The organism is Mycobacterium mantenii, assembly GCF_001667865.1.
In the GTDB taxonomy this organism is placed as follows: Bacteria; Actinomycetota; Actinomycetes; order Mycobacteriales; family Mycobacteriaceae; genus Mycobacterium; species Mycobacterium mantenii_A.
This window is the reverse complement of the sequence record NZ_LZJP01000102.1, coordinates 24,477-48,727: the sequence shown is the minus strand read 5'-3', so window position 1 is coordinate 48,727 and position 24,251 is coordinate 24,477. Positions and strand designations below refer to the sequence as shown.

Below are 24,251 nucleotides of genomic sequence, written 5' to 3'. Positions count from 1 at the left end.
TTGGGGCGATGCTCGCGGCGAGATTCGGGCGCCCTGGTCGGCTTTCGCCAGCGCACGCGTAAAAATCACCGCGAGCGCAAGCTTGGCGTCGCGTGCGGCGCCGAGCGTCAAAACGCCGGCAGGTCCACCAATTCGGCCAGGCGGGCGCGGTGCCGGTAAGCGGTGCCGAATGCCAACTGGTCGCTCTTGGCCCGCTTGAGGTATAGGTGCGCGGGATATTCCCAGGTCATGCCGATGCCGCCGTGCATTTGCACGCACTCCTCGGCGGCATGCACGGCGACATCGCTGCAGTAGGCCTGGGCGATGGCCGCCGCGGCGTCCGCGTCTTCCCCGCCCCGGGCGCAGGTGTCGGCAGCATAGCGGGCCGCGGCCGTCGCGGCGCCGACCTCGAACCACAGATCCGCCAACCGGTGCTTGATCGCCTGGTAGGAGCCGATGGTGCGGCCGAATTGCCTGCGTTCCCTGGTGTATTCCAGCGTGGTCTCGAAGCACCATTGGGCGACCCCGAGTTGCTCGGAGGCCAGCAGGGCCGCCCCGGTCCGGATGGCTTCGGTGACCGCCTGGTCGCCGGCCCCGGCCCGCGACGACGGCGTTCCCGAAAACGACACGGCGGCAAGGGTTCTGGTCATATCCAGCGCGAGCAACGGTGAAATCGTCACGCCCGCCGCGGCGCGGGCGACGGTGTGCAGCTCGAGCCCGTCCGGGCCGGCGACCGGGACCACCAGCACGTCGGCAACGTCGGCACCGGCCACGCTGGTGACGGTCCCGCTCAGCCCGTCGGCGTCGCCGCCGACGACCGTGATCGGATCGCCCGGCGCGCTCGCCAGCGGCACCGCCAGGGCCGCCGTCAGTTCGCCCTGGGCCAGCGCCGACACGGTTTCGGTGTCCCCGGCACGCGACAGCGCGATCGTGGCGAGGACCGCGCTGGACAGAAACGGCACCGGTGCGACGGCCCGGCCGATCTCCTCCATGACCACGGCGGCCTCGCGCGCGCTCGCGCCGGCGCCGCCGAGCGACTCCGGAACCAGCAGGCCGGCCACGCCCAGCTCGGTGGCCAGTGTACGCCACACGCCCGAAAAGTCTTGTGGTTCAGCGTCATACACGCGGGCCACCGAATCGGGCGGACACCGCTCGGCGAACAGTTGACGGACACCGGCCCGCAGAGCCTCTTCTGTGTCGGAGTACAACAGGTCGGCGGTGTGCGCGCTCATCGGGGCAGGTCCTTCCAGGCGACGTCCTTGTCGACGCGATGTTCACCGGGCAGGCCGAGAATCCGCTCGGCGATGGTGTTGCGCAGGATCTCCGACGTGCCGCCCTCGATCGAGTTGCCGCGCGCCCGCAGGTAGCGGTAGCCCGGCTCGCGACCGACCAGGTCGACCGTCTCGGGTCTGCGCATGGTCCAGTCGTCGTAGAGCAGCCCCGATTCGCCGTGCAGCTCGATCTCGAAGCCCGAAATCGCTTGTGCCAGCTTGGCGAACGCCACCTTCATGCCGGCACCTTCGGGGCCGGGCTGACCGGTGGCGGCCTGTTGCCGCAGCCGCTCGCCGGCGAGCCGAAGGACCTCCGCCTCGACCCACAGCCGCATCAGCTGGTCGTGCATCGCGGGGTTGCGCAGCTCCGGGTGGTCGCGCCAGGCGTCGGCGACCTTACCGATGTGACCGCCTTCCCGCGGCGCGCCGGCGCGGGAACCGATCGCGACCCGCTCGTTGTTGAGTGTGGTCGTCGCGACTCGCCAGCCGCCGCCCTCCGGTCCGAGCCGATTCGCATCGGGCACGCGGACGTCGGTGAGGAACACCTCGTTGAATTCCGCCTCGCCGGTGATCTGGCGCAACGGCCGGATCTCGACACCGGGCTGGGTCATGTCGCACAGAAAATAAGTCAGGCCATAGTGTTTGGGCACCGTCGGATCGGTGCGCGCGACCAGGATGGCCATCTGCGCGTGCTGCGCCTGCGAGGTCCACACCTTCTGCCCGTTGACAATCCAGTCTTGAGGATTATGCGCGTCGCGGACCGCACGCGTGGATACCCCGGCCAGGTCCGACCCCGCGCCGGGTTCGCTGAACAGCTGACAATAGATCTGTTCGCCGGTGAACAACGGGCGCAGGAACTTTCGCTTCTGCTCGTCGGTGCCGAACGCCGCGATCGTCGGCGCCGCCATGCCCATCCCGATGTAGTTCTTGGGCGTGCCTCCCACCGGCGCACCGGCGGCGGCCAGCTTCGCGTCGACGCGCTCCTGCGCGGTGCGTGGCAGATCCAGTCCGCCGAAACCGTGCGGCAGGTGCACCCAGGCAAGGCCTGAATCGTATTGCGCGCCAAGGAAATCCCGTGGACTGCTGGTCGCCGGATCGTGCTCGTCGAGCAGGGCCTGCACCCGCGCGTCCAGGTCGGCGATGTCGGCGGCGTTCATTGCCCGCCGCCCGGTGCGGACTGGAATCCCTGTGCGGCGCCGAGCAGCAGTCCACCGTCGATCACCATGGTCTCGCCGGTGATCCAGCTCGCCGCGTCGGACACCAAAAAGGCGACGGCCGCGGCCACGTCGATCGGCTCCCCGATGCGCCCGAGCGCAATCGACGAGGCCAGCGGGTCCTCGTGGTCCTTCCACAGCGCCTCGGCCAGCCGGGTGCGCACCACACCCGGGCATATCGCGTTGACCCTGACGCGGGGCGAGAGTTCCAGTGCCAGTTGCTTGGTGACGTGGATCAGCGCGGCCTTGGTGGCGTTGTACATGCCCATCGCCGGCGATTGGTGCATGCCGCCGATCGAGGCCGTGTTGACGATCGTCCCGCCGTGTTCACCCATCCACGACTTGACGACGAGCGAGGTCCACAGCAGCGGAGCCCACAGGTTGACGTCGAAGATCTTGGTGAACCGCGCGTGATCCTGGTCGATCAGGGGTCCGTAGGCCGGGTTGGTTCCGGCGTTGTTGACCAGGATGTCGATGCCGCCGAATCGCTCCAGCGTGAGCTCGATGCAGCGCCGCGCCGCGTCCTCGTCGACCGCGTGGGCACCGACACCGAGGGCCTGCTTTCCCACCTGGGCTGCGGCCTCGTCGGCGGCCTCCTGCTTGCGCGCGGTGAGCACCACATTGGCCCCGGCGGCCGCCAGCTGCTGGGCGATCGCAAGCCCGATTCCGCGCGATGCACCGGTGATGATCGCGGTGCGGCCGGTCAGATCTTGTGAAGTCATGGATTCGGGCCTTCCGTCGCGGTGAGAGCCGCCGCGAGCAGCGGAGACTTCGTTTGCTGTCGAATTTTATTCGCGATGTTTTGGACACATGTGGAGGTGGTATGCCACGCGCATGTTATCGAAATTGACACTCATGAAACCGCTGGTTGTTGCCGGGGCTGTCGCTGCGGCCATCGCCGCCGCGCCCGCGGCCGCCGCTGACGTGTATGTCGCCGGACCAGCCGCCAACTCCCCCGCCCCCACCCACGTCACCTTCAAAGACGACCCGGGCGGCGGCGGCTGCGACGCCAACGGAAACTGCGGCTCGGGCGGCCAGTTCAACGGTCCCGGCGGCGGCCCGGGCGGCCAGGGCTGCGTCCCGGGCGTCGGCTGCGGCTCCGGCGGACAGAACGCGGGACCGGGTGGCATCCCCGGCGGTACCGGATGTCTGCCCGGCGTCGGTTGCGGTTCCGGCCACGCCTGATCACTCGACCCGTCGGCCTTCCGCGAGCCTGGTGATCCAGGCCCGGGAGGCTGCCGGGTCGATGACGTCGTCAAGTTCGAACGTGGTGGCGGCCCGCAGCGCCTTGCCGTGCTCGTAGGCTTTGGCCACCAGACGATCGAATAGGCTTTGCCGTTCGGCGAGGTCGCCTGACTCGTCCGCGGCGGCCAGTTCCTTGCTGTATCCCAGGCGCACCGCGCCTTCCAGGCCCATGCCGCCGATCTCTCCGGTCGGCCAGGCCACGGTGAAGTGGGGTGCGCGGAACGAACCGCCGGCCATCGCCATCGCGCCGAGCCCGTAACCCTTGCGCAAGATGATCATTCCCAGCGGCACCGTCAGCCGCGCGCCGAGCACGAACATCCGGCCGAAACGGCGGACCGCCGCTTGAATCTCCGCGGCCGGCCCGACCATGAAGCCCGGGGTGTCGCACAGCGAGATCACCGGCAGCCCAAACGATTCGCACAAGGCGAGGAAGTCGCCGGTCTTGTCGGCCGCCTCGGCATCGATCGCGCCACCGAGGTGGTGAGTGCTGTTGGCGATCAGCCCGTATGGCACTCCCTCGACGCGCACCAGCGCGGTGACGATCCCCACGCCATAGTCTCCCCGCAGCTCCAGCACCGAGCCGACGTCGACGATCGCCTCGATCGCGCGGTGCACGTCGTAGGCGCGTAACCTGTTCTGCGGCACCACATGCCGGGCCAGCCGCGGGTCGGGCGCCGTCCAGCCGCTCAGGGTGCCCTGGAAGTACGACAGGTATTGCTTGGCCAGTGCGACCGCGTGCGCCTCGTCCCGGGCGACCAGGCCGACCACGCCGTTGCGCCGCTGCACCCCGATCGGCCCGATCGCCTCCGGCGGGTAGACGCCCAGCCCGCCGCCCTCGATCATCGCCGGCCCGCCCATCCCGATGTTGGCGTCCGGTGTCGCGATGATGACGTCGCACACCCCGGCCAGCGCCGCGTTGCCGGCGAAGCAACGCCCCGAGACCACCGACACCAGCGGCACTTCCCCACTGAGTCCGGCCAGCATCCGGAACGTCGGGACGTCCAGCCCGGCGGCGCCGCCGACGTCGGTGTCCCCCGGCCGGCCCCCGCCACCTTCGGCGAACAGCACCACCGGCAACCGTTTTCGCGCGGCCAGATCGAACACCCGGTCGGTCTTGGCGTGGTTGCGCATGCCCTGCGTACCCGCCAGCACGGTGTAGTCGTAGGACACCACGACGGCCTGCGCCGCGTCTCGCCCGAACCGGTCCGCGCCGATGGCGGCCACGCCGGCGACCAGTCCGTCGGCGGGCGTGTTGGCGATCAAGTCCTCTTCCGAGCGACGGCTGCGTTGCGCCGCGATCGCCAGCGCGCCGTATTCGACGAAGCTGCCGGGATCGACGAGATCGGCGATATTCTCCCGCGCGGTGCGGCGACCCTGCTTGTGCCGCTTGGCAACCGCGGCCTCGCGGCCCTCGTCGAGGGTCAGGGCATGGCGGTACATCACCTCGTCGAGATCGGCCCGGGGCCGGTCGAGATCGGTTGCGGCCGGGACGGACTCGCCGTCACCGGCCGCCGCGGTGCGAACGAAGACCAGCAGCGGATCCCCGGTCCCGACCACCTGCCCGGGCGTCACCAGAATCCGGACGGTCCGCAGCGCGTCCGGCGCGACGAGCACGTGCTGCATCTTCATCGCTTCCAGGACCACCAGTTGCCCGCCCGCGGCATATTCGGCGCCCTCGGGCGCGACCTCGACCACGGTGCCGGCCAGCTGCGCGCGCAGCGCATCCTCGCCGGGATAGAGCTCGACCGCCGCCGCCCGTGGTTCCTTCTGGTGAGACAGCGCGGCCCGGGCCAACTCGGGAAGCCGCTCATCGAGGAAACCGGTGCTCACCCAACCGGACTCGACCCGGCCGTCGGACAACAGCTCGCGCAGGAATCCGATGTTCGTCGCGACGCCCTCGATGCTGAATTCGGCCAAAGCGGTGCGCGCCTTGCGCACGGCCGCCTGCCACGACGACCCGTGCACATGCGCGATGACCTTCGCCAGCAGCGAGTCGTACTGGGGGCTGATCACCAGCCCGGCCCGGCCATAGGTGTCGACGCGGACGCCGGGCCCGCTGGGCGGGGAGAACACCGTGAGCGTGCCCGCGGAGGGCACGACGGCGAAGTCGGGCCCAAAGGTCTCCATGTTGACCCTGAGCTGAATCGCGATGCCGCGGCGCGCGGCCGGCTCGCCGATGACTTCCATGCCGTCGGAGGCGATTCCGGATGCCAGCCCCAGCTGGTAAATGGATGCGCCGCCGGCGATGGCCAACTGCACGGCCACCAGGTCGAGCCCGGTGGTTTCCTCGGTGACGGTGTGCTCGACCTGGATTCGCGGGTTCACCTCGAGGAAGACGAATTCCTCTCCGGTGACCAGGAATTCGACGGTGGCCAGCCCGCGCAGTCCCACGCGGGCGCACAACCGCACCGCCGCCTGGTGCAGGGCCCGGCGCAGGCCATCCGAAAGGCCTTGGGCGGGGCCGATTTCGACCAGCTTCTGATAGCGTCGCTGGATGCTGCAGTCGCGGTCGCCGACCGCGTGCGCGTGTGTTTGGTACCCGGCCGGCGCTCCCACGACCTGCACCTCGATGTGGCGGGCGTCGGTGAGCAGCGCCTCGGCGAACAGCGCGGAATCACCGAAGCCCAGCCGCGCTTCGGCGGCACAGCGCTGGTAGGCCTCGTCGATCTGATCGGCGCTGTGCACCTTGCGCATTCCCCGCCCGCCGCCGCCGGCCAGGGCCTTGATCATGATGGCACCGTGGGCCGCAAAGAATTCCTTGACGTCCTCGACGCTGCTCGGTCCCTCGGTGGCGGGCAGCACCGGAACCCCGGCGGCGATCGCGGCGCCGCGGGCCGCCGTCTTGTTGCCCAGCAACTCGAGCACCCCGGGGTCCGGACCCACGAAGGTGTGGCCGCCCGCCGCGCAGGCGCGGGCGAATTCGGCGTTCTCACTGAGGAAGCCGTAACCGGGGTGAACCAGCTCGACGCCGGAGCGTTTGGCCGCCGCCAGCACGGCGGCCTGGTCGAGATAGGCCCGCGGGCCGGTGCCCGGCAGCCCGATCGCCTCGTCTGCCGCGTGCACATGCGGGCTGTCCGCATCGTCTTCGGCGTAGACCGCGATCGTTCGCATGCCCAATTCGGTTGCGGTGCGGATGATTCGAAGAGCAATTTCGCCGCGGTTGGCGACCAGCAGGCTCGGGCTCATCGCAGCGGCTCGCCCCACCGGACCTGCTCACGAAGTCTGGCCTTGAGCAGCTTGCCGCCGGCATTGCGCGGCAGTGCTTGAGCGACCACCGTGACATATTGCGGCACTTTGAAGTCGGCCAACTGGCCGCGGCAGTGGTCGAGCACCGCCGGCACGTTGATCTCGTCGTCACCGCCGAACAACACCGCACCCACCTTCTCACCCATGACGTCGTCGGGAACGGCCAGCACGCAGGCGTCCGCGACGTGGGGCGCCGCCAGCAGCACGGCCTCCACCTCGACGCTGGAGACGTTCTCGCCACCGCGGTTGATGATGTCCTTGAGCCGGTCGACGATGTGCACCCGGCCAGCGTCGTCGACGCGCACCACGTCGCCGGTGTGCAGCCAGCCGTCCACGATGGTGGCCGCGGTGGCCTCCGGCCGGTTCCAATACCCGGCCGTCACGTTGGCGCCGCGCACCACCAACTCACCGACGCCTCGCTCGTCGCCACCGAACGGGATCAGACCCAGGTCGACCGACGGCACCGCGTAACCGACGGAGTCGGCGTGCTCGACGGCCTCGCGGTCGGGCAGCACCGTCATCAGCGACGCCGTCTCGGTCATGCCGTAGCCGTTGAACACCGTGGCGTGGCCGAACGCGTCTTTCACCGACAGCACCAGCGACGGGGCGATCGGAGCCCCGCCGTAGCCCACCCACCGCACGTTCGACACATCGAGCCCAGCAAACCCGCTGTGCCGCAACAACAACGAGTAGACCGCCGGAACGGTGACCATGACCGAGATCCGCTCGGCGGTCAGCGCCGTGAGCAATGCGTCCAGGTTGAGTGCCGGCATGATCACCGATGCTCCCCCAAGCCGGGCCGCGGCCAGAAGCTGTGTGTTGCAACCGGTCACGTGGAACAGCGGAACCGAGATGAGGGTGCGCATCGCCTCACCGAGATCCCGCGGCTGCTGCAGACAGCGGCGGGCGTTTTCGGTGTTGGTGAGGAATGCCTCGTGCGTGGTGGGCACGCCCTTGGGGTGGCCGGTGGTGCCCGAGGTGTAGAACAGGGCGGCCGTGTCGGCGGCGCCGAGTTGCTCGGTGACGTATGGCCGCCCGTCGGGCAGCGGCGAATCGGGCGCCAGGTCGACCCGCGCGCCGGAGTCGGACAGCACGAATTCGACCTCCGGTTGCGCCGATCGCGTGTTGACCGCCACCGCAACGCCACCGGCCATCACGGTGCCCCAGAACGCCAGCGCCCAGTCGATTCCCGCGGGCTTACGCACCGCCACCCGGTCACCGGGTTGCAGGCCGCTCTCGCGCAGGCCGCCGGCCACCCGCGCGGCGCGGTCCCACAGCTGCCGGTAGGTGAGCCGGCCGGCGCCCAGCTCGACCAGGGCTTCCGCGTCCGGACGGGCGTCGACCTGTTCGGCGAGCATGTCCAGCAGGGTGGCGGGCAGGTCGTCATATCGTGGGATGCCGTCGCGGCCGCGGGACACGCCGGTGACCGGGAACGGGTTGTGGCCGCGCGGAATTTCAATCACCGCGCTCGGCTGCGTCACGTCTCGACCTCCGTCACAAGAACGTCCCGGCTGTGAGCGTAGTCGGCAGTCTAGCCATCAAGCTCGAACCGGTGCGTCCGGATCAGTGCGACGGCCCCGCCAGCCGGCCGGACAGGGCGTCGCGGATACCTCGGTCTATGACCTGTTTTTGATCCCCGTCGAAGGCCGAAGGCGGGTCCTGGCTGTTGCAGCTGAGGGTTCCAAACGGGTTGGAGTCGGCGCTCACAGGTGTCCCGACACTGGAGCCCACTGCGAGAACGACGCTGAGCGTCGTCGTGGCGATCACATCACGGCATCTCCTTGACCCGGTCCGGCGCATCCAGGTCCTGTGCGTGGCTGAACGAGAATGCTTACTAGCGGGTTCCACTGATGACACTGCTCCTGCGTTCAACAGCCGCGTCGGCCGCTTCTGACCGCATGATCATTCGGTTGAGCGCCACGAAAGTCAGAACGGCCCCCGATCCGGTCATCATCGGTGGCAACACCAAAAACACAGTTCCGACCAGCTCAATCCGGTCAGTTGGACACCCGCCAGCAAGACGGCTGCGTTGAAGGCGAGCACTCCGGACACGTGGACGACGCACCGCGCCACATACCCGCAGCCCGGTGCCCACTTCCTGATCGAAGACGCTGTGGTCGTTCTCATGACCCCAGATTCCCGTGCTGCGGGGTCTGTGTCTTCAGTGCTGACATCTATCTTGCCGGCCGGCCACCCTGACTACAGCAATACCTGCTAGCTGCAATTACGCTCGGCATTGCCGGGTGCAGATCGTAAGAGAGGATCACTTTCGGGTGGAGGGGGAAGAGGCAGGTGTGCGTGTCGTCATCGCCGATGACGACGTGCTGCTGCGAGAAGGATTAGCCAGCCTGCTGGCCCGGTCCGGTTACCGGGTAGTCGGTCAGGCCGGCGACGCCGCAAGCCTTATGGAACTGGTCCGTCAGGAGAAGCCGGAAGTGGTGATCGTCGACATCCGGATGCCGCCGACGGGCACCACCGAGGGACTCGACGCCGCGATGACCATCCGTGAAGAGTTGCCCTCGGCGGGGCTGGTGATCTTGTCTGCGCACGTGGACGCAGAACATGCGATGCAACTGCTGGCCAGCGGCCGCGGCGTTGGTTACCTGCTGAAGACACGGGTGACTGACGTCAACGACTTCCTAAGCACGCTGGGCCGAATCGCCGACGGGGGGTGTGTGGTCGACCCCGGTCTGGTTCAGGAATTGGTCGAAGCTCGCACCCGCAACGATCCGCTGGCGGAACTGAGCCCACGGGAGAGGGAAGTCCTTGCCCTTATGGCGGAAGGGCGCTCGAACGCTGGTATTGCCCAACGCTTGTGGGTGACCGAGGGCACCGTCGAGAAGCACGTCCGCAGCATCATGACCAAATTGGAGCTACGCGAAACGCCGGACGATCACCGACGGGTTCGTGCCGTCATCACCTTTCTGGAGGCGCGCTGACCTGTGCCAATAGCTAAGCCGCAGAACATTTCTCGCCTGGGCTCGATGCTGCTGTCCCGTGACCCACTACCGGCACCGCTGGGCTTCGCGGTGGCTGTTGTCTGCATCGCGGCGGAAACCTCCGTCATGCTCCTGCTCAAGGCTCTCGCCCCCGACAACTCTTTTGGCGTGCTTTATCTGATCGGTGTTCTCATCGTCGCAACCGGGTGGGGAAGCGGACTGGCCGCCGCGACGGCGGTGCTGAGTGCACTCGCTTTCGACTACTTTCGCAACTGGCCGGACACCACGATGGTGCCGGCTCAGCTTCAGGACTGGACGGCGTTGCTCGTCTTCGTCATCGTGGGGCTGGTTGCCAATATGTTGGCGCGCAATGCGCGAGCACATGCCGCGAACGCCGAACAGCGCAGGCGGGAGGCCGAAGAGAGCCGAGACGAGCTCGGTCTTCTCGCCCAGCAACAAGCCGCGCTACGCCGGGTCGCGACCCTGATCGCGCGGGGAGTTCGGCCATCAGAGATCTTTCCCGCCGTGGTGAATGAGCTGGCGAAATCGCTCGAGGTTGCCAACGTGGCGCTGTGGCGCTACGAAACCGACGGCACCGCAACACTTGTCGCGGCAGTCAACGACCCTGCGCAGACGCTGCAGATGCCCGTCGGCAGCCGCTGGCCCGTGGACGGGGAGAACATCGGTGCCATGGTGGCCAATTCCGGCCGGGCCGCACGGATGGACAGTCACGACATTGCGAGTGGTGATTTGGCGGCGCTGATTCGCCATCTAGGATTACGCAGCGGCGTGGGGGCACCGATCGTGGTCGGGGGCAGGCTATGGGGTGTCACAGTCGTCGGCTCCGCAGCCGGTCCACTGCCGCTCGCCACCGAGCAGAGGATCGGTGATTTCACCGAACTCGTCGCCACTGCCATTGCTAATGCCGAGGCGCACGGAGCGCTCACCGCGTCTCGAGCGCGCATCGTCACCGCCGCCGACGATGCCCGCCGCCGTCTCGAACGTGATCTGCACGACGGGGCACAACAGCGGCTGGTATCGCTTGCACTGCAACTGCGCGCTATCGAGGAAGGCGTGCCGCCAGAACTCGATTGGCTGAAAGACCAAATCTCAGCCGCTGTGACGCACCTTGGCGTGGCATCAGCCGATCTTCAGGAGCTCGCTCGGGGCATTCATCCCGCGATCCTGTCCAGGGGTGGCCTCGATTCAGCGCTCAAGACGCTGGCCCGCCGCTGCCCCATTCCGGTCACTATTCGCCTGGCACTGGACGAACGGATACCTGAATCTGCGAAAGTCGCCGCGTACTACGTTGTGGCGGAGGCGCTTACGAATGCAGCCCGGCACGCGCACGCCGCCGAGATCGACATCGACGCCCGAACTGACGAGTCGAAGTTGATGCTCGCGATCCGCGACGACGGCGTCGGCGGAGCCGACAGCGGCAACGGATCCGGGCTCGTCGGTTTGATAGACCGAGTCGAAGCGCTCGGGGGCCACCTGGATATTGCCAGCCCGCCCGGGGGCGGCACCACCCTGCACGTTGTGATTCCCACCTGTGCATGACGGCGGTGCACGGGTATCTCGGTCCGGTGTCCTATCGTGATAGCGGTGACGATCGAGGATTCCGCCATCATGCCCGAGGCGTTTTTCACTGTAGACGGCGACTCCTATGTTCCGGGCAAGATGACGCAGGGGCCGTGGGGCGCGGCGATGGGCGGCCAGATCGTCGGGGGCCTGTTGGGTTGGGGCATAGAGCAATCCGGCATCGATCCGGACCTGCAGCCCGCCCGCTTCACGGTGGACCTGTTGCGTCCGGCCCTGATGGAGCCGGTGCAGATCCGGACCTCGGTGCAGCGCGAGGGCCGGCGCATCAAGCTGGTCGACGGCAGCCTGGTCCAGAACGGCACGGTCGTCGCGCGGGCCAGCGCGCTGTTCCTGCGCCGCGGTGATCATCCCGACGGGCAGGTGTGGTCGTCCCCCGCGCAGATGCCGCCGCTCCCGACGTCCTCGGACGGCTTTGCGGCGGAGATGCCGTTTCTCATCTGGGGGTACGGCGCCACGTCGGAAGGCAGTCCCGGCATTGCCGCCGGCGAATGGGAACAGACCCACTCCCAGAAGTTCGCCTGGGCCCGGCTGTTTCGCCCGATGGTGCACGGCCACCCGCTCACCCCGTTCACCCGCATGGCGTTCGTCGGTGACATCACCAGTTCGCTGACCCATTGGGGCACCGGCGGATTGCGCTACATCAACGCCGACTACACCGTCACCGCGAGCCGGCTGCCCGACGGCGAATTCCTCGGGCTCGCCGCCCAGAGCCACTACGCCACGGCCGGGGTCGCCACCGGCGCCGCGACCCTGTTCGACAAGCACGGACCGCTGGGCACCAGCTCGGCGCTTGCGCTTGCCCAACCGGCCGACGCCTTCAGGCCGACCCACACCTAGCCGACCGCCCTACCCCAGTGATGATGGCGTCGACGTCAAGGTCTACGCGCTCGGGCCATCGTTACCGTGCAGGCGCAGTCGAACGCGTGCTTGAGGGCCAGGCTATTCATCTCCTTTTGCCCGCCCAGGCATCTAGACTCAGGCTGCCCAGCAAAGCCGCAGGCAGCCATAAGGAAGGCGGAGCCGCGTGACCGAGACAACCGAAGCCGCCGAACGGCAATTGCGTGAAACCACGGTCCTTACCCACTTCGAAGCGGAGAACCAGCACGACATCGCGGCGACGCTTGCGACGTTCAAATCCGGTGCCGCAAGAACGGAACTGCCCGGCGAGGTTGCCGTCGGCCATGACGCGGTCGCGGACGCGTACCGCGAACTCTTCACTGCCTTTCCAGACATGCGCTTCGACATCAAGCCCGGTTCGCTGTGTCATCACGACGACCGGGTGATGGTGGAAACCCGCGTGCTCGGTACGCACCTCGGGACCTATCGCGGGCTTCCCCCGACGGGCCGCTCAGTCGAGCTGCCGCTTGTCGCGATCTTCCAGTTCGACGGAGCCGACCTCGTATGCGAACGCGCCTATTTCGACCGCATCGGCCTGCTCATTCAGCTTGGTGTCGGACGCGATCCGAACAGTACGGCGGGTCGGCTCGCGACTCTCCTCAACCACCCCATCACTGTGGCTCGGGCTGCGCTACGTTCGCGCAGAGTCCGGAACCCCTGGTCCAACAAGACCTGACCGGGTACGGCTAGTCCATCAGCTGCGCGGCGACCGTCGCCCCGAGCTCCCAGCACGCTTGCAGCTCGTCCTTGCCGGGTTTGCCCGAAACCACCACGGTCACTGCGGCTTTCGACCACCCCAGCCCGGTGGTGATGGTGTCGACGGCACGCTCGGCACCCTCGGTGCCCTCGTTGCCGTGCAGGTACAGCCCGAACGGTCGCCCGCGGGTGGAGTCGAGCAGTTGGTAGTAGGAGCAGTCGAACGCGTGCTTGAGCGCTCCCGAGATGTAGCCGAGGTTCGCCGGGCTGCCCAGCACGTACCCGTCGGCGGCCAGCATCTCGGCCGGCGAGACCGTCAGCGCCGGGCGCCGCAGCACCTCCACGCCCTCGATGTCGGGGTCGGTGGCGCCGGAGACCACCGCCTCGAACATCTCGTGGGTGTGCGGCGACGGGGTGTGGTGCACGATCAACAGCGTCTTGCTCATGGGCGCCCCTGCAGGTCTCGGTGTAAGTCCAAGGCGGTCTTCATGGCCTCGCGCGCGCGGCGGCGATCCCCCGCGTAGTCGTAGGCGCGGGCGAGCCGGTACCAGCGCCGCCAGTCGTCGGGGTGGTCCTGCACCTCGGTGCGCACCGTGGCGAACAGTTCGTCGGCCGCGTCGCGCTGGATGCGGCCCGACGGCCGGCGCGGCAGCGCGCTGGTGTCCAGTTCCATCCCGTCGGCAGCGATCAGCCGGGCCAGCTTCTGGTGCGCGAACCCGGCGCGCAGGGTGGCGATCATCGCCCACAGCCCGATCACGGGCAGGACCAACACCGCGAGTCCGAGGCCGACGGCGGCCGCCCGACCGGAGCCGATCATCGCGACGGCCACGCGCCCCAGCAGCACGAAGTACACCACCAGCGCGACGCACATGAAGGCGACGAGCAATTGGGTACGCACGACGCGCGCGGTGTCGCTCATTGCAGATTGAGCAGGGCCTCGAGACCCACCGTCAGGCCGGGGTGTTCCTTGATCCGGCGTACCGCCAGCAGCACACCGGGCACGAACGAGGTCCGGTCGATGCTGTCGTGGCGGATGGTCAGCGTCTCCCCCTCGGTGCCGAACAGGATCTCCTGATGAGCGACCAGCCCGGCCAGTCGCACCGAGTGCACCGGGACGCCGTCGACGTCGGCGCCGCGCGCGCCCGGCAGGCTGGTGCTGGTGGCATCGGGGTTGGGCGGCAAGCCTTTTCGCGACTCAGCGATCAGCTTCGCGGTGCGCGTCGCGGTGCCCGAGGGTGCGTCGGCCTTGTGCGGATGATGCAGCTCGATCACCTCGGCCGACTCGAAGAAGGGCGCGGCCTGCTTGGCGAAGTGCATCGACAGCACCGCCCCGATCGCGAAATTCGGCGCGATCAGCACCGACGTGCCTCCGCTGTCGGCGAGCCAATCCTGTACCTGCTGCAGCCGCTCGGCGGTGAAGCCGGTGGTCCCGACGACGGCGTGAATTCCGTTGCCGATGACGAACTTCAGGTTGTCCATCACCACGTCGGGGTGGGTGAAGTCGATGACGACCTCGGTGTCGCCCTCGATCAGCAGGCTCAGCGAATCGCCGGCGTCCACTTCGGCGGACAAGGTCAGATCCTCGGCGGCCTGCACGCCCGCCAACATCGCCGATCCCACCTTGCCCTTGGCTCCCAGCACTCCTACCCGCATGGTCTTCACCCTAGACCGGGTCAATTCGACGCCGCGGCGCGCTTCGAGATGTCATGACAACTCGAACGTGGGTTCTCACGCCGATCAGGTGTGGACGATCAAGCCCGCTTCGGTGTAAGGCGCAGGGTGCGCGGGATCGTTGATCGTGATGTACAGGTCGCCTGCCGTCGGCATCGCGAAGCCGACGAATCCATGTGCGGTCTGGCCGTCGTGAAGGCCGCCCGTTTGCAGCGCGGGCATCTTGTCGAGCCTCCGGTAGTCGACCGCAAGCGTTGACGGCTGGGGCGCGTCGTCGGGATGGGTCCATGGCTGATTGCCGCCGCCGTATCCGGCAAACATATGGCGCTGGTCGACCTGGAAGAACCGGTGGGACGTCCCGGTGATCGTCATTTCCACCACGTTGCATGCGGAGCCATACGTCGGAGTCGCGAAATGAGTGGTGCACCCCGGCGGAAACCACGTCGCACTGTTGACGGTGATGTCGGCGGTCGCGCCGTCGGCCGCCCGCGCATGCACGGGCACGCCCATCTGACCGATCGGGAACGGTGGACTCTCGGACGCGGGGTCGGCCGAACCGGCGGGGCACGGGCATGCGGCAATCACCACGGCGGCCGCGGCTGCGGCTGCGGCAAATACACATCCCGCGCGCACCACGGGTGGTTACCCGCAGCGCTGCCGCGAAAAACGCGGGACCGTTCGATGCCCGCGTCAAGCCAACCCCGGCTTCGCCCGTTCGCTGAGGTAGGACGAATGTTCAGCGAGACGGCCTGCCGCCGCCGGTGGTGCCGGGTTGGACGTCGAACAGCGAATCCCGTTGCGGCTGAACGTGAATCGCACCAAAGAGTGGATGAGGGCCGGTCAGCTGCCCGGTCCCTAATAGCTCCTCCCGCATGGTCTTCACTCGAGACCGGGGTGCGTTGTCCACAGTTCGGGATTGATCCACAGCCGCGGCTCGGTCCGGCTTCGCCCAGTCCTGCGGCGGAATATCATTCGAACATGCATTCGATCGAGTTGCCGGCCGAGGTGTCCGCCGCGCTGGACGCGCAGGACGCCGCCGCCTCGGCGATCCGCGGCCTGAACCTCGATGTGTTGAGCCCGGCCGTCCGGCTGCGGGTGCTGGAACGGATGGAGGCCACGCGCCGGCGACAGCTTGCGACGAGCCACGACGTGATCGCAAGCCTGGCCAAGGAGGACCCCGCCGACATCGGCGGCCCGGTGCACAAGGTGGTCGCCGACTGGCTGCGGATCAGCTATGCCGAGGCGTGCCGTCGGCTTCGCGACGCCAACGATCTGTCGCCGCGTTTGACCCTCACCGGCCAGGAGCTGCCGCCGCAGTTGCCTGCGACCGCCGTGGCGTGGCGAGACGGGCTGCTCGACGGTCAGCACCTTCGGGTCATTCATACATTTGTCCGGGATCTTCCCGACTCCACACCCCCTGCGACGGTGGAGAATGCCGAGCGATTCCTGGCCGAGCAGGCGCGCACGTTGCGTCCGGACCAATTGCAAAAGCTCGCACACCAGTGCGCAGTGCGGATCAATCCCGACGGAAAGTTCTCCGACGTCGACCGCGCGCGCCAGCGTGGTTTCAGCTGGTACGGCCAACGGCCCGACGGGATGAGCGTCGCGAAGCTGATCGCGTCGCCGGAGCTACGCGCCAACCTCGATGCCTGGCTCGCCCGGTTCGCGGCCCCCGGCATGTGCAATCCCGACGACCAAACACCCTGCGTCGCAGCTGGACCCGACGACGAACGCAGCAAAAGCGATAGCCGCAGCCCCGCCCAGCGCCAGCACGACGCCCTCAACGCCCTGGTGCGCGGCCAGCTGGGCGATCCGAAACTCGGTCAGCACAACGGGTTGCCGGTGACCGTCATCGTGTCGACCACGCTGCAGGAGCTGGCGTCGGGCACCGGGCGGGCGGTCACGGGTGGCGGAACGCTGCTGCCGATGCGCGACGTGATCCGAATGGCCCGCCACGCCTATCACTACCTCGCCGTGTTCGACGAACACTCGGGCCGCCCACTGTATCTCGGCAGGTCGCGGCGCGTCGCGGCACCGGATCAGCGCATCGTCTTGTACGCGCGGGACCGCGGCTGCACCCACCCGGGCTGCGACACGCCCGGCTATTGGTGCGAGGTGCATCATCTCGACGAATGGGCGGCCGGCGGCCCAACGAACGCGAACAACCTTACCTTCGCCTGCGTGCCGCACCACAAGCTAGCCGAAAAGGGCTGGCGGACAAGAAAAACCGCTAGCGGCGACACGGAATGGATACCGCCCCCGCAGCTGGACCGGGGCACGCGCACCAATGACTTTCACCACCCCGAACGCCTATTCGACGACGGTGCGGCGCCATGACCGGTCTATTTCTTGAACCGTCCGGCGAAACCCCGCAGCGGCAGGTCGGCGCTGGTGATGAGCCCCGGCGGCGCAGCGACCACCGACTTGATCGACGCCAGCGCGGGCATGCCGGTGACGGTCATGCCGATGGAGGCGAAGTTGTCCGGGTTGGAGAGGTCGACGCCGGGCTTCGGGAAGATCATGTGCTTGTTGTAGATGCAGGGGTCGCCCTTGATCTGAGTGATGTAGCAGCCCTTGATGTTCCAGTTGGGTTCGGTGTGAGGCGTCATCTGCCATTCCAGGTGTGTCTCGACCCGCGGCACGCCGTCGACCATGCCCTGGTACTTGATGTAGTTGCCGCCCAGCGAACCCTTGGGCAGCGTGTACCAGCCCAGGTCGACGTCCTTGGTGCACGCGCCCAGCTCGTAGCTGAACTTGACCTCGTCAAGCGGCAGGTCGAAGCAGTCGGCCATCATGTACACGCTGTCGGCGAAGACGCGGGTGTACTTCTCGAGCTTCGAGGGGATTTCGGGGTCGTCGACCGGCTGGCCGTAACCCACCTCGATCCAGGTGTCCTTGGAATGGTGGCACGACACGTCGACCGATTCGATGGTGGTGACGTTCTCGATGTCGGCGACGTCGGCCGAGCACACCACGCCCAGGATCTGGTTCAGCCCCGGGTTCATCCCGGTGCCATAGAACGTCGCGCCGCCCTTCTCGCACGCCTCGGCCAACAGCTGGGTCACCGGCTTGCCCGACGGGTGCGGGTGGTTCTTGTCACGGTGCCAGCCGGTGATCCAGTCGGCGGTGGTGACGATATTGATGCCCGCCTCAAGCACTTTGACGTACAGGTCCTCGTCGGGGAACACGCCGTGGAACGTCAGCACGTCCGGCTTGGCGGCGATGATCTCCTCGATCGTGCCGGTGAAGGCCACCCCGTTGGGCGCCAGGCCGGCGAACTCTCCGGTGTCCTTGCCGACCTTCTCCTGCGAATAGCAGTGCACGCCAATGAGTTCGATGTCCGGCTGGGTGGAGATCCGCCTGATCATCTCCGAGCCGACGTTGCCGCTTCCGACCTGAAAGACGCGAACCGGTGCTGTACTCATTGCGCTTTAGCCTTCCTGGGATGCGAACGCGTCGGGGTAGAACTGCTTGGCCCACTGGCGAATTGCGGTGAAGCCTTCGTACTCGTCGGTTGCCAGCGCGGGTGGATCCGAATAGCGCTGATGGCACCAGATCTCGATGTCCTGCTCGAACTGGCGGATCACCTCGCGCCCGAATTCGTCGGCCTTGGCGGCGGCGCGGTCGGGGTCTTTGTGCGGCGTCCGGCCGATGTAGACCATGAAGCGCACATCGGAGGTGAACTCGTCGATGGGCGTGATCGCCGAGATGGTGCGGTTGTCGATCATGCCCCAGCTCTTGGTCACCGCGATGCCCAGACCGCCGTTGATGGCCTGCACGCCGCTGTTGACGTCCTCGATCTTCTGCCCGTCGTCGCCCTCGAAGGTGATGGTGAAGTCGACGTAGGACACCGGCTCGGCGAAGTCGTGCCGGGTGAACACGGGCACGATCGGGGTGTTGTGCACGTACTTGAAGTGCGCGAAGTCCACCCCGTTCTCCAGCACGTACTGCGGGTGCAGTTCCAGGGTCTCGCGGTACAGCCGCTGCTGCGGGTAGTAGTCGTCGACGCCGCTGCCGTCCTCGAAGGCGGCGAACACGTCCGGCGCATCGAAGTAGGGCTCGCGACGGTCCAGGTCGTGCCAGATGTACACCGACGCGTTGCGCTCCACCACCGGGTAGGTGCGGATGCGGCGGCCACGGTTGGGCCGATCCTGGTACGGGATGCAGACGTTGCGGCCTTCCCGGCTCCACTGCCACCCGTGGAACGGGCACTGCAGCACCTCGCCGACGACCTTGCCCCCGTATCCCAGGTGCGCGCCCAGGTGCTCGCAGTAGGCGTTCATCACCGTGAGCTCGCCGGATTCGGCGCGCCAGGCGACCATCTCCTGGTCGAAGTACTTCATTTTGTGCACGTCGCCGACGCCGATCTCGTCGGACCAGGCGACCTGGAACCAGCCGGTCGGTTTCATCGACAACGGTGGCTTAGCCATCGAGCCCTGCCATGCTGCCCTCCCTCGCGTACGAATGATAGGCCCCTCGCCAACAAAATCAAAGTACCCTCTATGAAAACCCCTCGCCGGACCACCGCCTGTGGATAGGATCGGCGAATGACCCCACAGAGCGGCGCGCCCGGAGTCGCGGGCCGGCGCCCGAACCGGCGGGGCCATGCGACTCGCGAAAGCATGCTCGAGGCGGCGTTGCGCTCGCTGGCCTCCGGCGAGCCGGGCTCGGTGTCGGCCAACCGCATCGCCAAAGACATCGGCGCGACCTGGGGCGCGGTGCAGTACCAGTTCGGCGACACCGACGGGTTCTGGGCCGCGGTCCTGCACCGCACCGCGGAGCGGCGCGCGGCGACGTTCTCCACCCTGTCGACACCCGTCTCGGCGGAGGCGCCGCTGCGCGAACGCGTCGGCGCCATCATCGAGACCCTCTACCGTGGCCTGGCGTCGGCGGATTCGCGTGCGATCGAGAATCTGCGGGCCGCGCTGCCGCGTGATCCCGACGAGCTCGAGCGGCTCTACCCGCACACGGCCGCCGAGCTGTTCTCCTGGGGCAAGAGCTGGCTGGAGACCTGTCAGCAGGCGTTCGCCGGTCTGGCCGTCGACCCGGATCGGGTCCGCGAGGTGGCCGCCCTGATCCCCGGCGCGATGCGCGGCCTGGTGTCCGAACGCCAGCTCGGGTCCTACGCCGACCTCGACATGGCGCGCCGGGGGCTGACCAACGCGTTGGCCGCCTACCTCGAGCAGTCCCGGCCGTAATGGCCGACATCACGATTCGCGAGGCCACGCCCGCCGATTTCGCCGATGTGGCCGCGATGCACTATCCGGTCTGGCGGCAATCCTGGTCCGGCGTGCTGCCCGCGGACGTACTGGACACGCTGACCTCGCCAAAGCGGTGGGCCGTGCTGCTCTATCCGCGCGACCTCAGCCGCCCGGGGTGGCGCATGTGGGTCGCCGAGGCCGACGGCCGGCTCCTCGGCATGACGATCTTCGGGCCGGACCCGGACGAGCCCGAGCGACTCGAACTCGATGCGCTCTACATCGCGCCGGCAAGCCAACGGCATGGCGTCGGGCGCCTGCTGCTCGATAAGGCCCTGACCTGCGAACCCGGCGGTGACGTCGTGTTGTGGTGCGCGGAAGCCAATCGCGTGGCGCGCCGCTTCTATGAGAAGAATGACTTTCACCTCGACGGCCGCACCCTGGATTGGGAGCCGGCGCCCGGCGTCAAGGTGCCCCACCTGGGCTACCGCCTCACGCGTCGATGACGACTCGCTCGCCGACGGCCCGCGAGACACACACCAGCATGCCGTCGTCACCCGCCGCGACACGACCGCGGTGATCCACTTGTCCGGCAAGCACTTTGACCTTGCACGTCCCGCAGAATCCCTGCCGGCACGAGTACGGCGTCGTCGGATCCCGATCGAGCATGACGTCCAGTGCGGTCCGATTCGCCGGCACCGCGAGCACCTGGCCTGATCGCGCCAGCTCCAACTCGAACGGAACCCCGTCGACGACGGGGGCCGGGCTGAACCGCTCGTAATGCAGTGGCGCACCGGCATGTTCGTCGCGGGCGATGCGGACGGCCTCGAGCATCGCGCTCGGCCCGCACACGTAGACAGCGGTCGCCGGCCCCGCCCCGGCCAGCAGCTCCGCCACGGTGGCGAAGCGGCCGTGCTCGTCGTCGGCCCACACCGTCACCCGGTCCGGCCCAGCCGACACGACCTCGTCGAGCAGCGGCATGTACTCGCGGCTGCGGCCGGTATAGATCGCGCGCCAATCGATTCCGCGCTGCGCGGCCGCCTGGATCATCGGCAGGATGGGCGTCACCCCGATGCCGCCGATGACGAACAACGCGTCCCGCTCGGCCGTGCCGAGGTAGAACGCATTGCGCGGACCTTCGAACGACAGTGTGTCACCCACGTCGAAGGCCTCGTGCATCTCGATGGATCCGCCTCCGCCGTCGGGGATCCGGCGGACGGCGATGCGGTAGTCGGTGCGCCGCCCGGGCGGACCGCACAACGAGTACTGCCGGCGCCGGCCGGAGGGCAACAGGACATCGATGTGCCCGCCGGGCGTCCAGGACGGGAGCAAGCCACCGTCGGGGTCGGCCAGGGTCAACGCGACGACATCGGGCGCGGCGAGCTCGCGCTTGGTGACCACCGCGGTCAGCTTGCGCTGCACCAGCTTTACCCGCGCGGGCGACCACCGTGACACCGTCGCGAAGCCCTCGAACACCGCCCGCACGCCCCACAGCAGCGACCCGAAGCGGTCGTGGTCGCGCCGTCCGTACAGGTCGGCGGGCCGGCTGGCCCACATGCTCTCCGGCACCGAAGCCCCCTACGTCTGCCGAATGTCCAAGCGCGCGAACAGCCGGATCATGCCCGGGCTGATGCGCCGCATCGCGTAGCCGATCCGCGACTCCGCGGCGATGGGCAACACGGCCGGACCGGTCCTGACTGCCTTGACGATCGCCTTGGCGGTGGCTTCGGGGGTGAAGTTGCGGCGCCGGTAGGCGGCATCGGCCTTCGCCCGCGCCCGCTCCTGCTGCTGCGCGCTCATCCCGGCGTAGATCGTGTTCTTGGCGATGTTGGTGTTCACGAATCCCGGGCACACCGCCGTTACGCTGATGCCCTCGTCGGCGAAGTCGGCCCGCAGGGACTCGCTGAGCGCCAGCACGGCCGCCTTCGTCGTGCTGTAGGCGACCATGGATTTCGATGGCAGGTACGCCGACGCCGACGCCACGTTGATGATTGTTCCGCCCTCGCCGCGCTCGACCATTTGCGCGCCGAACGCCCTGCTGCCCGAGATGACACCGCCGACGTTGACGCCCATGATGTCTTCCCAGTTCGCCGAGCTCGTCTCCAAGAACCGGCCCGCCATCCCGATGCCGGCGTTGTTCACCAGGATGTCGACCACGCCGTGTTCCTTGCGTACTTGCGCCGCAAAGGCGTTCATGGCGGCCTCGTCGCTGACGTCGACCTGGTAGACCGCGGCCCCGGCGCACGCGGCGCGGACGGCGTCGGCGGTTTCGTTGGCGGCGGCGACATCACGATCGGCGAGCACGATCACGCGAGCGCCGTGCCGGGCCAGCTCCACCGCCGTGGCCCGGCCGATTCCGGCGCCGGCCCCGGTGACCAGCGCGAGTTTGCCGCGCACCTCGCGCCGCTCGCCGCGCACCTCGGCCGGTCCGGCGCGGCGCACCTCGGTCGAGCCTGAGCCACCGACGTTGCGGTCGACCCACTCGGCGGTCAGCCGGGCGATGACGTCGGGACGCGACGTCACCACCCAGTGGCCGCCCTCGATCTCAATCACCCTGCCGCCGTCCGGAATTGCGCCGGTGAACCGCTGCAGCGCGGGGGTGACGAAGATGTCCCGGCGCGGAACCACGGTCTGGACCGGAACCGTGGTCTCGGGCAGCCGGCGTCCCGGCGCCACCATGGGCGCCGGCATGTTCTGCCGGTACAGGTTGAGCCCGTGCACATAGTCGGTGACCGAACGCAGGGTGTCGTGGCGCTGGCTGCGCGTGCTCGAGCGGCCGATGCGTTCAAGGGCCTCAACGACTTTCACGCCGACGTGCGAGCGAAACGACAGTTCCGGCACGACAGGGCACAAGAAGAAGCCGATGTAGCCCGACGAGATGAGCTGCCTGATGACCTGGGCCGCGGCCCGCGGCGTGCGGGCCGACCGCAGGAATGCGCCGGCATAGTTCAGGTGGGGGCCCGAGATCGAGGTGAAGGAGCCGACTTTGCCCATCACAGAGTCGTCGGTGACCGCCGCCCACGCCTGAATCGACCCCCAGTCGTGTGCGAGCAGGTGCACCCGCCCGACGCCCAGGCTGTCGATCACCGCAGCGATGTCGGAAACCAGCTGCGGGAAGAGGTATCCGGATCTCGTTGCGGGACGGGCCGATTCACCGGCCCCCCGCACGTCGTAGGCCACGAAGTTGTAGGGCTGGCCGGCCAGCTCCTGGGCCACGCCGTCCCAGACATGGTGGTTGTCCGGAAAACCGTGAATTGCCAGGATGGTTGGGCGCGCCGGGTCGATGTCGGTGTACCGGTGCACGGCCAGCGTGACGCCGTCGCCGGCAGTGATGGTCGAGGTGATGGTCGAGGTGCTGGTCATCGGATCAGTGCGCGGCTCGCGCGGCGGGTGAGATGGCCAGGTAGTCGACGGCCAGCCCCACCCCACCGAGCTGCGACGGGTGAAAGCCCGGCCGGTAGTAGTTGCCGATCGCCCGGACGAAGCGCAGCGGCCCGGGCACCAAACCGCGGCGCGCCGCGGCGAAGTAGTCCCGCCAGCGCGGCTTGGTGCGCGCCGGCAGGTGGGGGTCCCGCGAGTACATGAACCGCACGCCGCGAATCCACAACAGCAGCATGGCGGGCGTCACGACGAGCTGCGCGCGCACCTGCCGCCAGTAGCCGGCCTGCAGGTGCTTCATGGTGTCGAAGGCCACCGCCTTGTGTTCGACCTCTTCGGCGCCGTGCCAGCGCAGCATGTCCAGCATCACCGGGTCGGTGCCGATCCGGTCGTGGGCCGGTGAGTCGAGGATCCACTCCCCCAGGATGGCGGTGTAGTGCTCGATGGCCGAGACGATGCAAACCTGCTCGAGGAGCCAGCTCTGCCGGCGGCGCCGGCTCCAGCCGGGCCGGGGGCCGAGCAGCTTGTCGAACAGCCACTTGATCTGGCCGGTGTAGGGGGTCAGGTCTATGTCGCGCGCGGCGAAGTGGGCGAGCACGTTGGCGTGGGCCTGCGAATGCACGGCCTCCTGGCCGATGAAGCCCTGGACGTCCAGCCGCAGCTGGTCGTCTTTGATCAGGGGCAGCGTCTGCTTGAACACCTCGACGAAGAACTCTTCGCCGGCGGGCAGTAGCAGGTGCAGCACGTTGAGGACGTGGGTGGTGAACGGCTCGCCGGGCACGTAGTGGAACGGCAGTTGCGCCCAGTCGAAGTCCACATCGCGGGCCTCGAGCACCAGTCGCTCGTGGTCCAGCGAGGCGTCGTGCGGACCCGCCGCCTGGTTGTCGACAGTCAGCATCGTGCCCCCTAGCTCGG

22 protein-coding genes are annotated in these 24,251 nt (G+C 68.1%); 8 read left to right on the top strand and 14 right to left on the bottom strand.

Annotation, left to right across the window (positions count from 1 at the left end; all coding sequences use genetic code 11):
• Positions 1 to 107: 107 nt before the first annotated feature.
• The 3 genes from A5688_RS19375 to A5688_RS19365 are packed head-to-tail and all read right to left on the bottom strand — an operon-like array spanning position 108 to position 3,186.
• Positions 108 to 1,211: an acyl-CoA dehydrogenase family protein gene (locus A5688_RS19375; protein ID WP_067839739.1), complete on the bottom strand. Its 1,104-nt coding sequence runs from the start codon at positions 1,209 to 1,211 to the stop codon at positions 108 to 110.
• Complete coding sequence (locus A5688_RS19370; RefSeq protein ID WP_067839736.1) at positions 1,208 to 2,407, bottom strand: acyl-CoA dehydrogenase family protein; 1,200 nt, start codon at positions 2,405 to 2,407, stop codon at positions 1,208 to 1,210. Before A5688_RS19370 ends, A5688_RS19375 begins: the two co-directional genes overlap by 4 nt.
• On the bottom strand, positions 2,404 to 3,186 hold the full coding sequence (locus A5688_RS19365; protein ID WP_067839733.1) for an SDR family oxidoreductase: 783 nt from the start codon (positions 3,184 to 3,186) through the stop codon (positions 2,404 to 2,406). Before A5688_RS19365 ends, A5688_RS19370 begins: the two co-directional genes overlap by 4 nt.
• A gap of 133 nt (positions 3,187 to 3,319) precedes the next feature.
• Between A5688_RS19365 and A5688_RS19360 the strand changes: the two genes are divergently transcribed.
• Positions 3,320 to 3,649, top strand: coding sequence for a hypothetical protein (locus A5688_RS19360; RefSeq protein WP_007775027.1), 330 nt, complete (start codon positions 3,320 to 3,322; stop codon positions 3,647 to 3,649).
• Here the strand turns inward: A5688_RS19360 and A5688_RS19355 are convergent, their stop codons facing one another.
• Both A5688_RS19355 and A5688_RS19350 read right to left on the bottom strand, forming a co-directional pair.
• Complete coding sequence (locus A5688_RS19355; protein WP_067912969.1) at positions 3,650 to 6,895, bottom strand: carboxyl transferase domain-containing protein; 3,246 nt, start codon at positions 6,893 to 6,895, stop codon at positions 3,650 to 3,652. It abuts the gene before it with no gap.
• Complete coding sequence (locus A5688_RS19350) at positions 6,892 to 8,418, bottom strand: class I adenylate-forming enzyme family protein (protein WP_067840032.1); 1,527 nt, start codon at positions 8,416 to 8,418, stop codon at positions 6,892 to 6,894. Before A5688_RS19350 ends, A5688_RS19355 begins: the two co-directional genes overlap by 4 nt.
• Positions 8,419 to 9,228: 810 nt before the next feature.
• On the opposite strand from A5688_RS19350, the gene A5688_RS19345 reads away from it, so the two are divergent.
• From A5688_RS19345 to A5688_RS19330, 4 genes are all read left to right on the top strand, one after another.
• A complete protein-coding gene (locus A5688_RS19345; RefSeq protein WP_067839724.1) occupies positions 9,229 to 9,894 on the top strand; it encodes a response regulator in 666 nt (221 codons plus the stop codon).
• Positions 9,895 to 9,939: 45 nt separating this feature from the next.
• On the top strand, positions 9,940 to 11,454 hold the full coding sequence (locus tag A5688_RS19340; protein WP_067912966.1) for a DUF4118 domain-containing protein: 1,515 nt from the start codon (positions 9,940 to 9,942) through the stop codon (positions 11,452 to 11,454).
• A 45-nt stretch (positions 11,455 to 11,499) separates the two neighbouring features.
• Positions 11,500 to 12,333: an acyl-CoA thioesterase domain-containing protein gene (locus tag A5688_RS19335; RefSeq protein ID WP_082955160.1), complete on the top strand. Its 834-nt coding sequence runs from the start codon at positions 11,500 to 11,502 to the stop codon at positions 12,331 to 12,333.
• Between the two features lie 187 nt (positions 12,334 to 12,520).
• Complete coding sequence (locus tag A5688_RS19330) at positions 12,521 to 13,069, top strand: ester cyclase (protein WP_067912963.1); 549 nt, start codon at positions 12,521 to 12,523, stop codon at positions 13,067 to 13,069.
• Positions 13,070 to 13,079: 10 nt separating this feature from the next.
• On the opposite strand, the gene A5688_RS19325 is transcribed toward A5688_RS19330, so the two are convergent.
• From A5688_RS19325 to A5688_RS19310, 4 genes are all read right to left on the bottom strand, one after another.
• Positions 13,080 to 13,535: a flavodoxin family protein gene (locus tag A5688_RS19325; RefSeq protein ID WP_067912960.1), complete on the bottom strand. Its 456-nt coding sequence runs from the start codon at positions 13,533 to 13,535 to the stop codon at positions 13,080 to 13,082.
• Positions 13,532 to 14,008, bottom strand: a complete 477-nt coding sequence (locus A5688_RS19320; RefSeq protein WP_067912957.1) for a hypothetical protein — start codon at positions 14,006 to 14,008, stop codon at positions 13,532 to 13,534. Before A5688_RS19320 ends, A5688_RS19325 begins: the two co-directional genes overlap by 4 nt.
• Positions 14,005 to 14,742, bottom strand: coding sequence for a 4-hydroxy-tetrahydrodipicolinate reductase (dapB, locus tag A5688_RS19315; protein WP_067913052.1), 738 nt, complete (start codon positions 14,740 to 14,742; stop codon positions 14,005 to 14,007). Before dapB ends, A5688_RS19320 begins: the two co-directional genes overlap by 4 nt.
• An 84-nt stretch (positions 14,743 to 14,826) precedes the next feature.
• A complete protein-coding gene (locus tag A5688_RS19310) occupies positions 14,827 to 15,393 on the bottom strand; it encodes a hypothetical protein (RefSeq protein WP_067913049.1) in 567 nt (188 codons plus the stop codon).
• A gap of 345 nt (positions 15,394 to 15,738) precedes the next feature.
• Between A5688_RS19310 and A5688_RS19305 the strand changes: the two genes are divergently transcribed.
• A complete protein-coding gene (locus tag A5688_RS19305) occupies positions 15,739 to 17,097 on the top strand; it encodes an HNH endonuclease signature motif containing protein (RefSeq protein WP_067912954.1) in 1,359 nt (452 codons plus the stop codon).
• Positions 17,098 to 17,102: 5 nt separating this feature from the next.
• Here A5688_RS19305 and A5688_RS19300 read toward each other — a convergent pair whose 3' ends face one another.
• Together A5688_RS19300 and A5688_RS19295 are read right to left on the bottom strand one after the other, a co-directional pair.
• On the bottom strand, positions 17,103 to 18,185 hold the full coding sequence (locus tag A5688_RS19300) for an NAD(P)H-dependent amine dehydrogenase family protein (protein WP_067912951.1): 1,083 nt from the start codon (positions 18,183 to 18,185) through the stop codon (positions 17,103 to 17,105).
• Positions 18,186 to 18,191: 6 nt separating this feature from the next.
• The gene (locus A5688_RS19295) at positions 18,192 to 19,190 is read right to left on the bottom strand and encodes a Rieske 2Fe-2S domain-containing protein (protein WP_067839702.1); all 999 of its coding nucleotides are present in this window, start codon (positions 19,188 to 19,190) and stop codon (positions 18,192 to 18,194) included.
• Positions 19,191 to 19,382: 192 nt separating this feature from the next.
• Between A5688_RS19295 and A5688_RS19290 the strand changes: the two genes are divergently transcribed.
• Positions 19,383 to 19,958, top strand: a complete 576-nt coding sequence (locus A5688_RS19290) for a TetR/AcrR family transcriptional regulator (protein ID WP_120312301.1) — start codon at positions 19,383 to 19,385, stop codon at positions 19,956 to 19,958.
• Positions 19,958 to 20,464: a GNAT family N-acetyltransferase gene (locus A5688_RS19285; RefSeq protein ID WP_067839695.1), complete on the top strand. Its 507-nt coding sequence runs from the start codon at positions 19,958 to 19,960 to the stop codon at positions 20,462 to 20,464. The genes A5688_RS19290 and A5688_RS19285 overlap by 1 nt, the downstream gene beginning before the upstream one ends.
• Here the strand turns inward: A5688_RS19285 and A5688_RS19280 are convergent.
• The 3 genes from A5688_RS19280 to A5688_RS19270 are packed head-to-tail and all read right to left on the bottom strand — an operon-like array spanning position 20,451 to position 24,234.
• The gene (locus A5688_RS19280) at positions 20,451 to 21,515 is read right to left on the bottom strand and encodes a PDR/VanB family oxidoreductase (protein ID WP_067912948.1); all 1,065 of its coding nucleotides are present in this window, start codon (positions 21,513 to 21,515) and stop codon (positions 20,451 to 20,453) included. The two genes, A5688_RS19285 and A5688_RS19280, sit on opposite strands and share 14 nt — an antisense overlap.
• Positions 21,516 to 21,536: 21 nt before the next feature.
• Positions 21,537 to 23,321, bottom strand: coding sequence for an SDR family oxidoreductase (locus A5688_RS19275; protein WP_067912945.1), 1,785 nt, complete (start codon positions 23,319 to 23,321; stop codon positions 21,537 to 21,539).
• 4 nt (positions 23,322 to 23,325) lie between these two features.
• Positions 23,326 to 24,234, bottom strand: coding sequence for a metal-dependent hydrolase (locus tag A5688_RS19270; RefSeq protein ID WP_067839686.1), 909 nt, complete (start codon positions 24,232 to 24,234; stop codon positions 23,326 to 23,328).
• Between the last annotated feature and the right edge of the window lie 17 nt (positions 24,235 to 24,251).

Excerpts from the sequence above, each read along its gene's own strand:
- dapB (WP_067913052.1), bottom strand. The coding sequence starts at position 14,742 with ATGCGGGTAGGAGTGCTGGGAGCCAAGGGCAAGGTGGGATCGGCGATG.
- A5688_RS19270 (WP_067839686.1), bottom strand. The coding sequence starts at position 24,234 with ATGCTGACTGTCGACAACCAGGCGGCGGGTCCGCACGACGCCTCGCTG.
- A5688_RS19285 (WP_067839695.1), top strand. The coding sequence starts at position 19,958 with ATGGCCGACATCACGATTCGCGAGGCCACGCCCGCCGATTTCGCCGAT.
- A5688_RS19275 (WP_067912945.1), bottom strand. The coding sequence starts at position 23,321 with ATGACCAGCACCTCGACCATCACCTCGACCATCACTGCCGGCGACGGC.
- A5688_RS19340 (WP_067912966.1), top strand. The coding sequence starts at position 9,940 with ATGCTGCTGTCCCGTGACCCACTACCGGCACCGCTGGGCTTCGCGGTG.
- A5688_RS19290 (WP_120312301.1), top strand. The coding sequence starts at position 19,383 with ATGCTCGAGGCGGCGTTGCGCTCGCTGGCCTCCGGCGAGCCGGGCTCG.
- A5688_RS19360 (WP_007775027.1), top strand. The coding sequence starts at position 3,320 with ATGAAACCGCTGGTTGTTGCCGGGGCTGTCGCTGCGGCCATCGCCGCC.
- A5688_RS19370 (WP_067839736.1), bottom strand. The coding sequence starts at position 2,407 with ATGAACGCCGCCGACATCGCCGACCTGGACGCGCGGGTGCAGGCCCTG.
- A5688_RS19355 (WP_067912969.1), bottom strand. The coding sequence starts at position 6,895 with ATGAGCCCGAGCCTGCTGGTCGCCAACCGCGGCGAAATTGCTCTTCGA.
- A5688_RS19375 (WP_067839739.1), bottom strand. The coding sequence starts at position 1,211 with ATGAGCGCGCACACCGCCGACCTGTTGTACTCCGACACAGAAGAGGCT.
- A5688_RS19320 (WP_067912957.1), bottom strand. The coding sequence starts at position 14,008 with ATGAGCGACACCGCGCGCGTCGTGCGTACCCAATTGCTCGTCGCCTTC.
- A5688_RS19295 (WP_067839702.1), bottom strand. The coding sequence starts at position 19,190 with ATGGCTAAGCCACCGTTGTCGATGAAACCGACCGGCTGGTTCCAGGTC.
- A5688_RS19280 (WP_067912948.1), bottom strand. The coding sequence starts at position 21,515 with ATGTGGGCCAGCCGGCCCGCCGACCTGTACGGACGGCGCGACCACGAC.
- A5688_RS19365 (WP_067839733.1), bottom strand. The coding sequence starts at position 3,186 with ATGACTTCACAAGATCTGACCGGCCGCACCGCGATCATCACCGGTGCA.
- A5688_RS19325 (WP_067912960.1), bottom strand. The coding sequence starts at position 13,535 with ATGAGCAAGACGCTGTTGATCGTGCACCACACCCCGTCGCCGCACACC.
- A5688_RS19300 (WP_067912951.1), bottom strand. The coding sequence starts at position 18,185 with ATGAGTACAGCACCGGTTCGCGTCTTTCAGGTCGGAAGCGGCAACGTC.
- A5688_RS19305 (WP_067912954.1), top strand. The coding sequence starts at position 15,739 with ATGCATTCGATCGAGTTGCCGGCCGAGGTGTCCGCCGCGCTGGACGCG.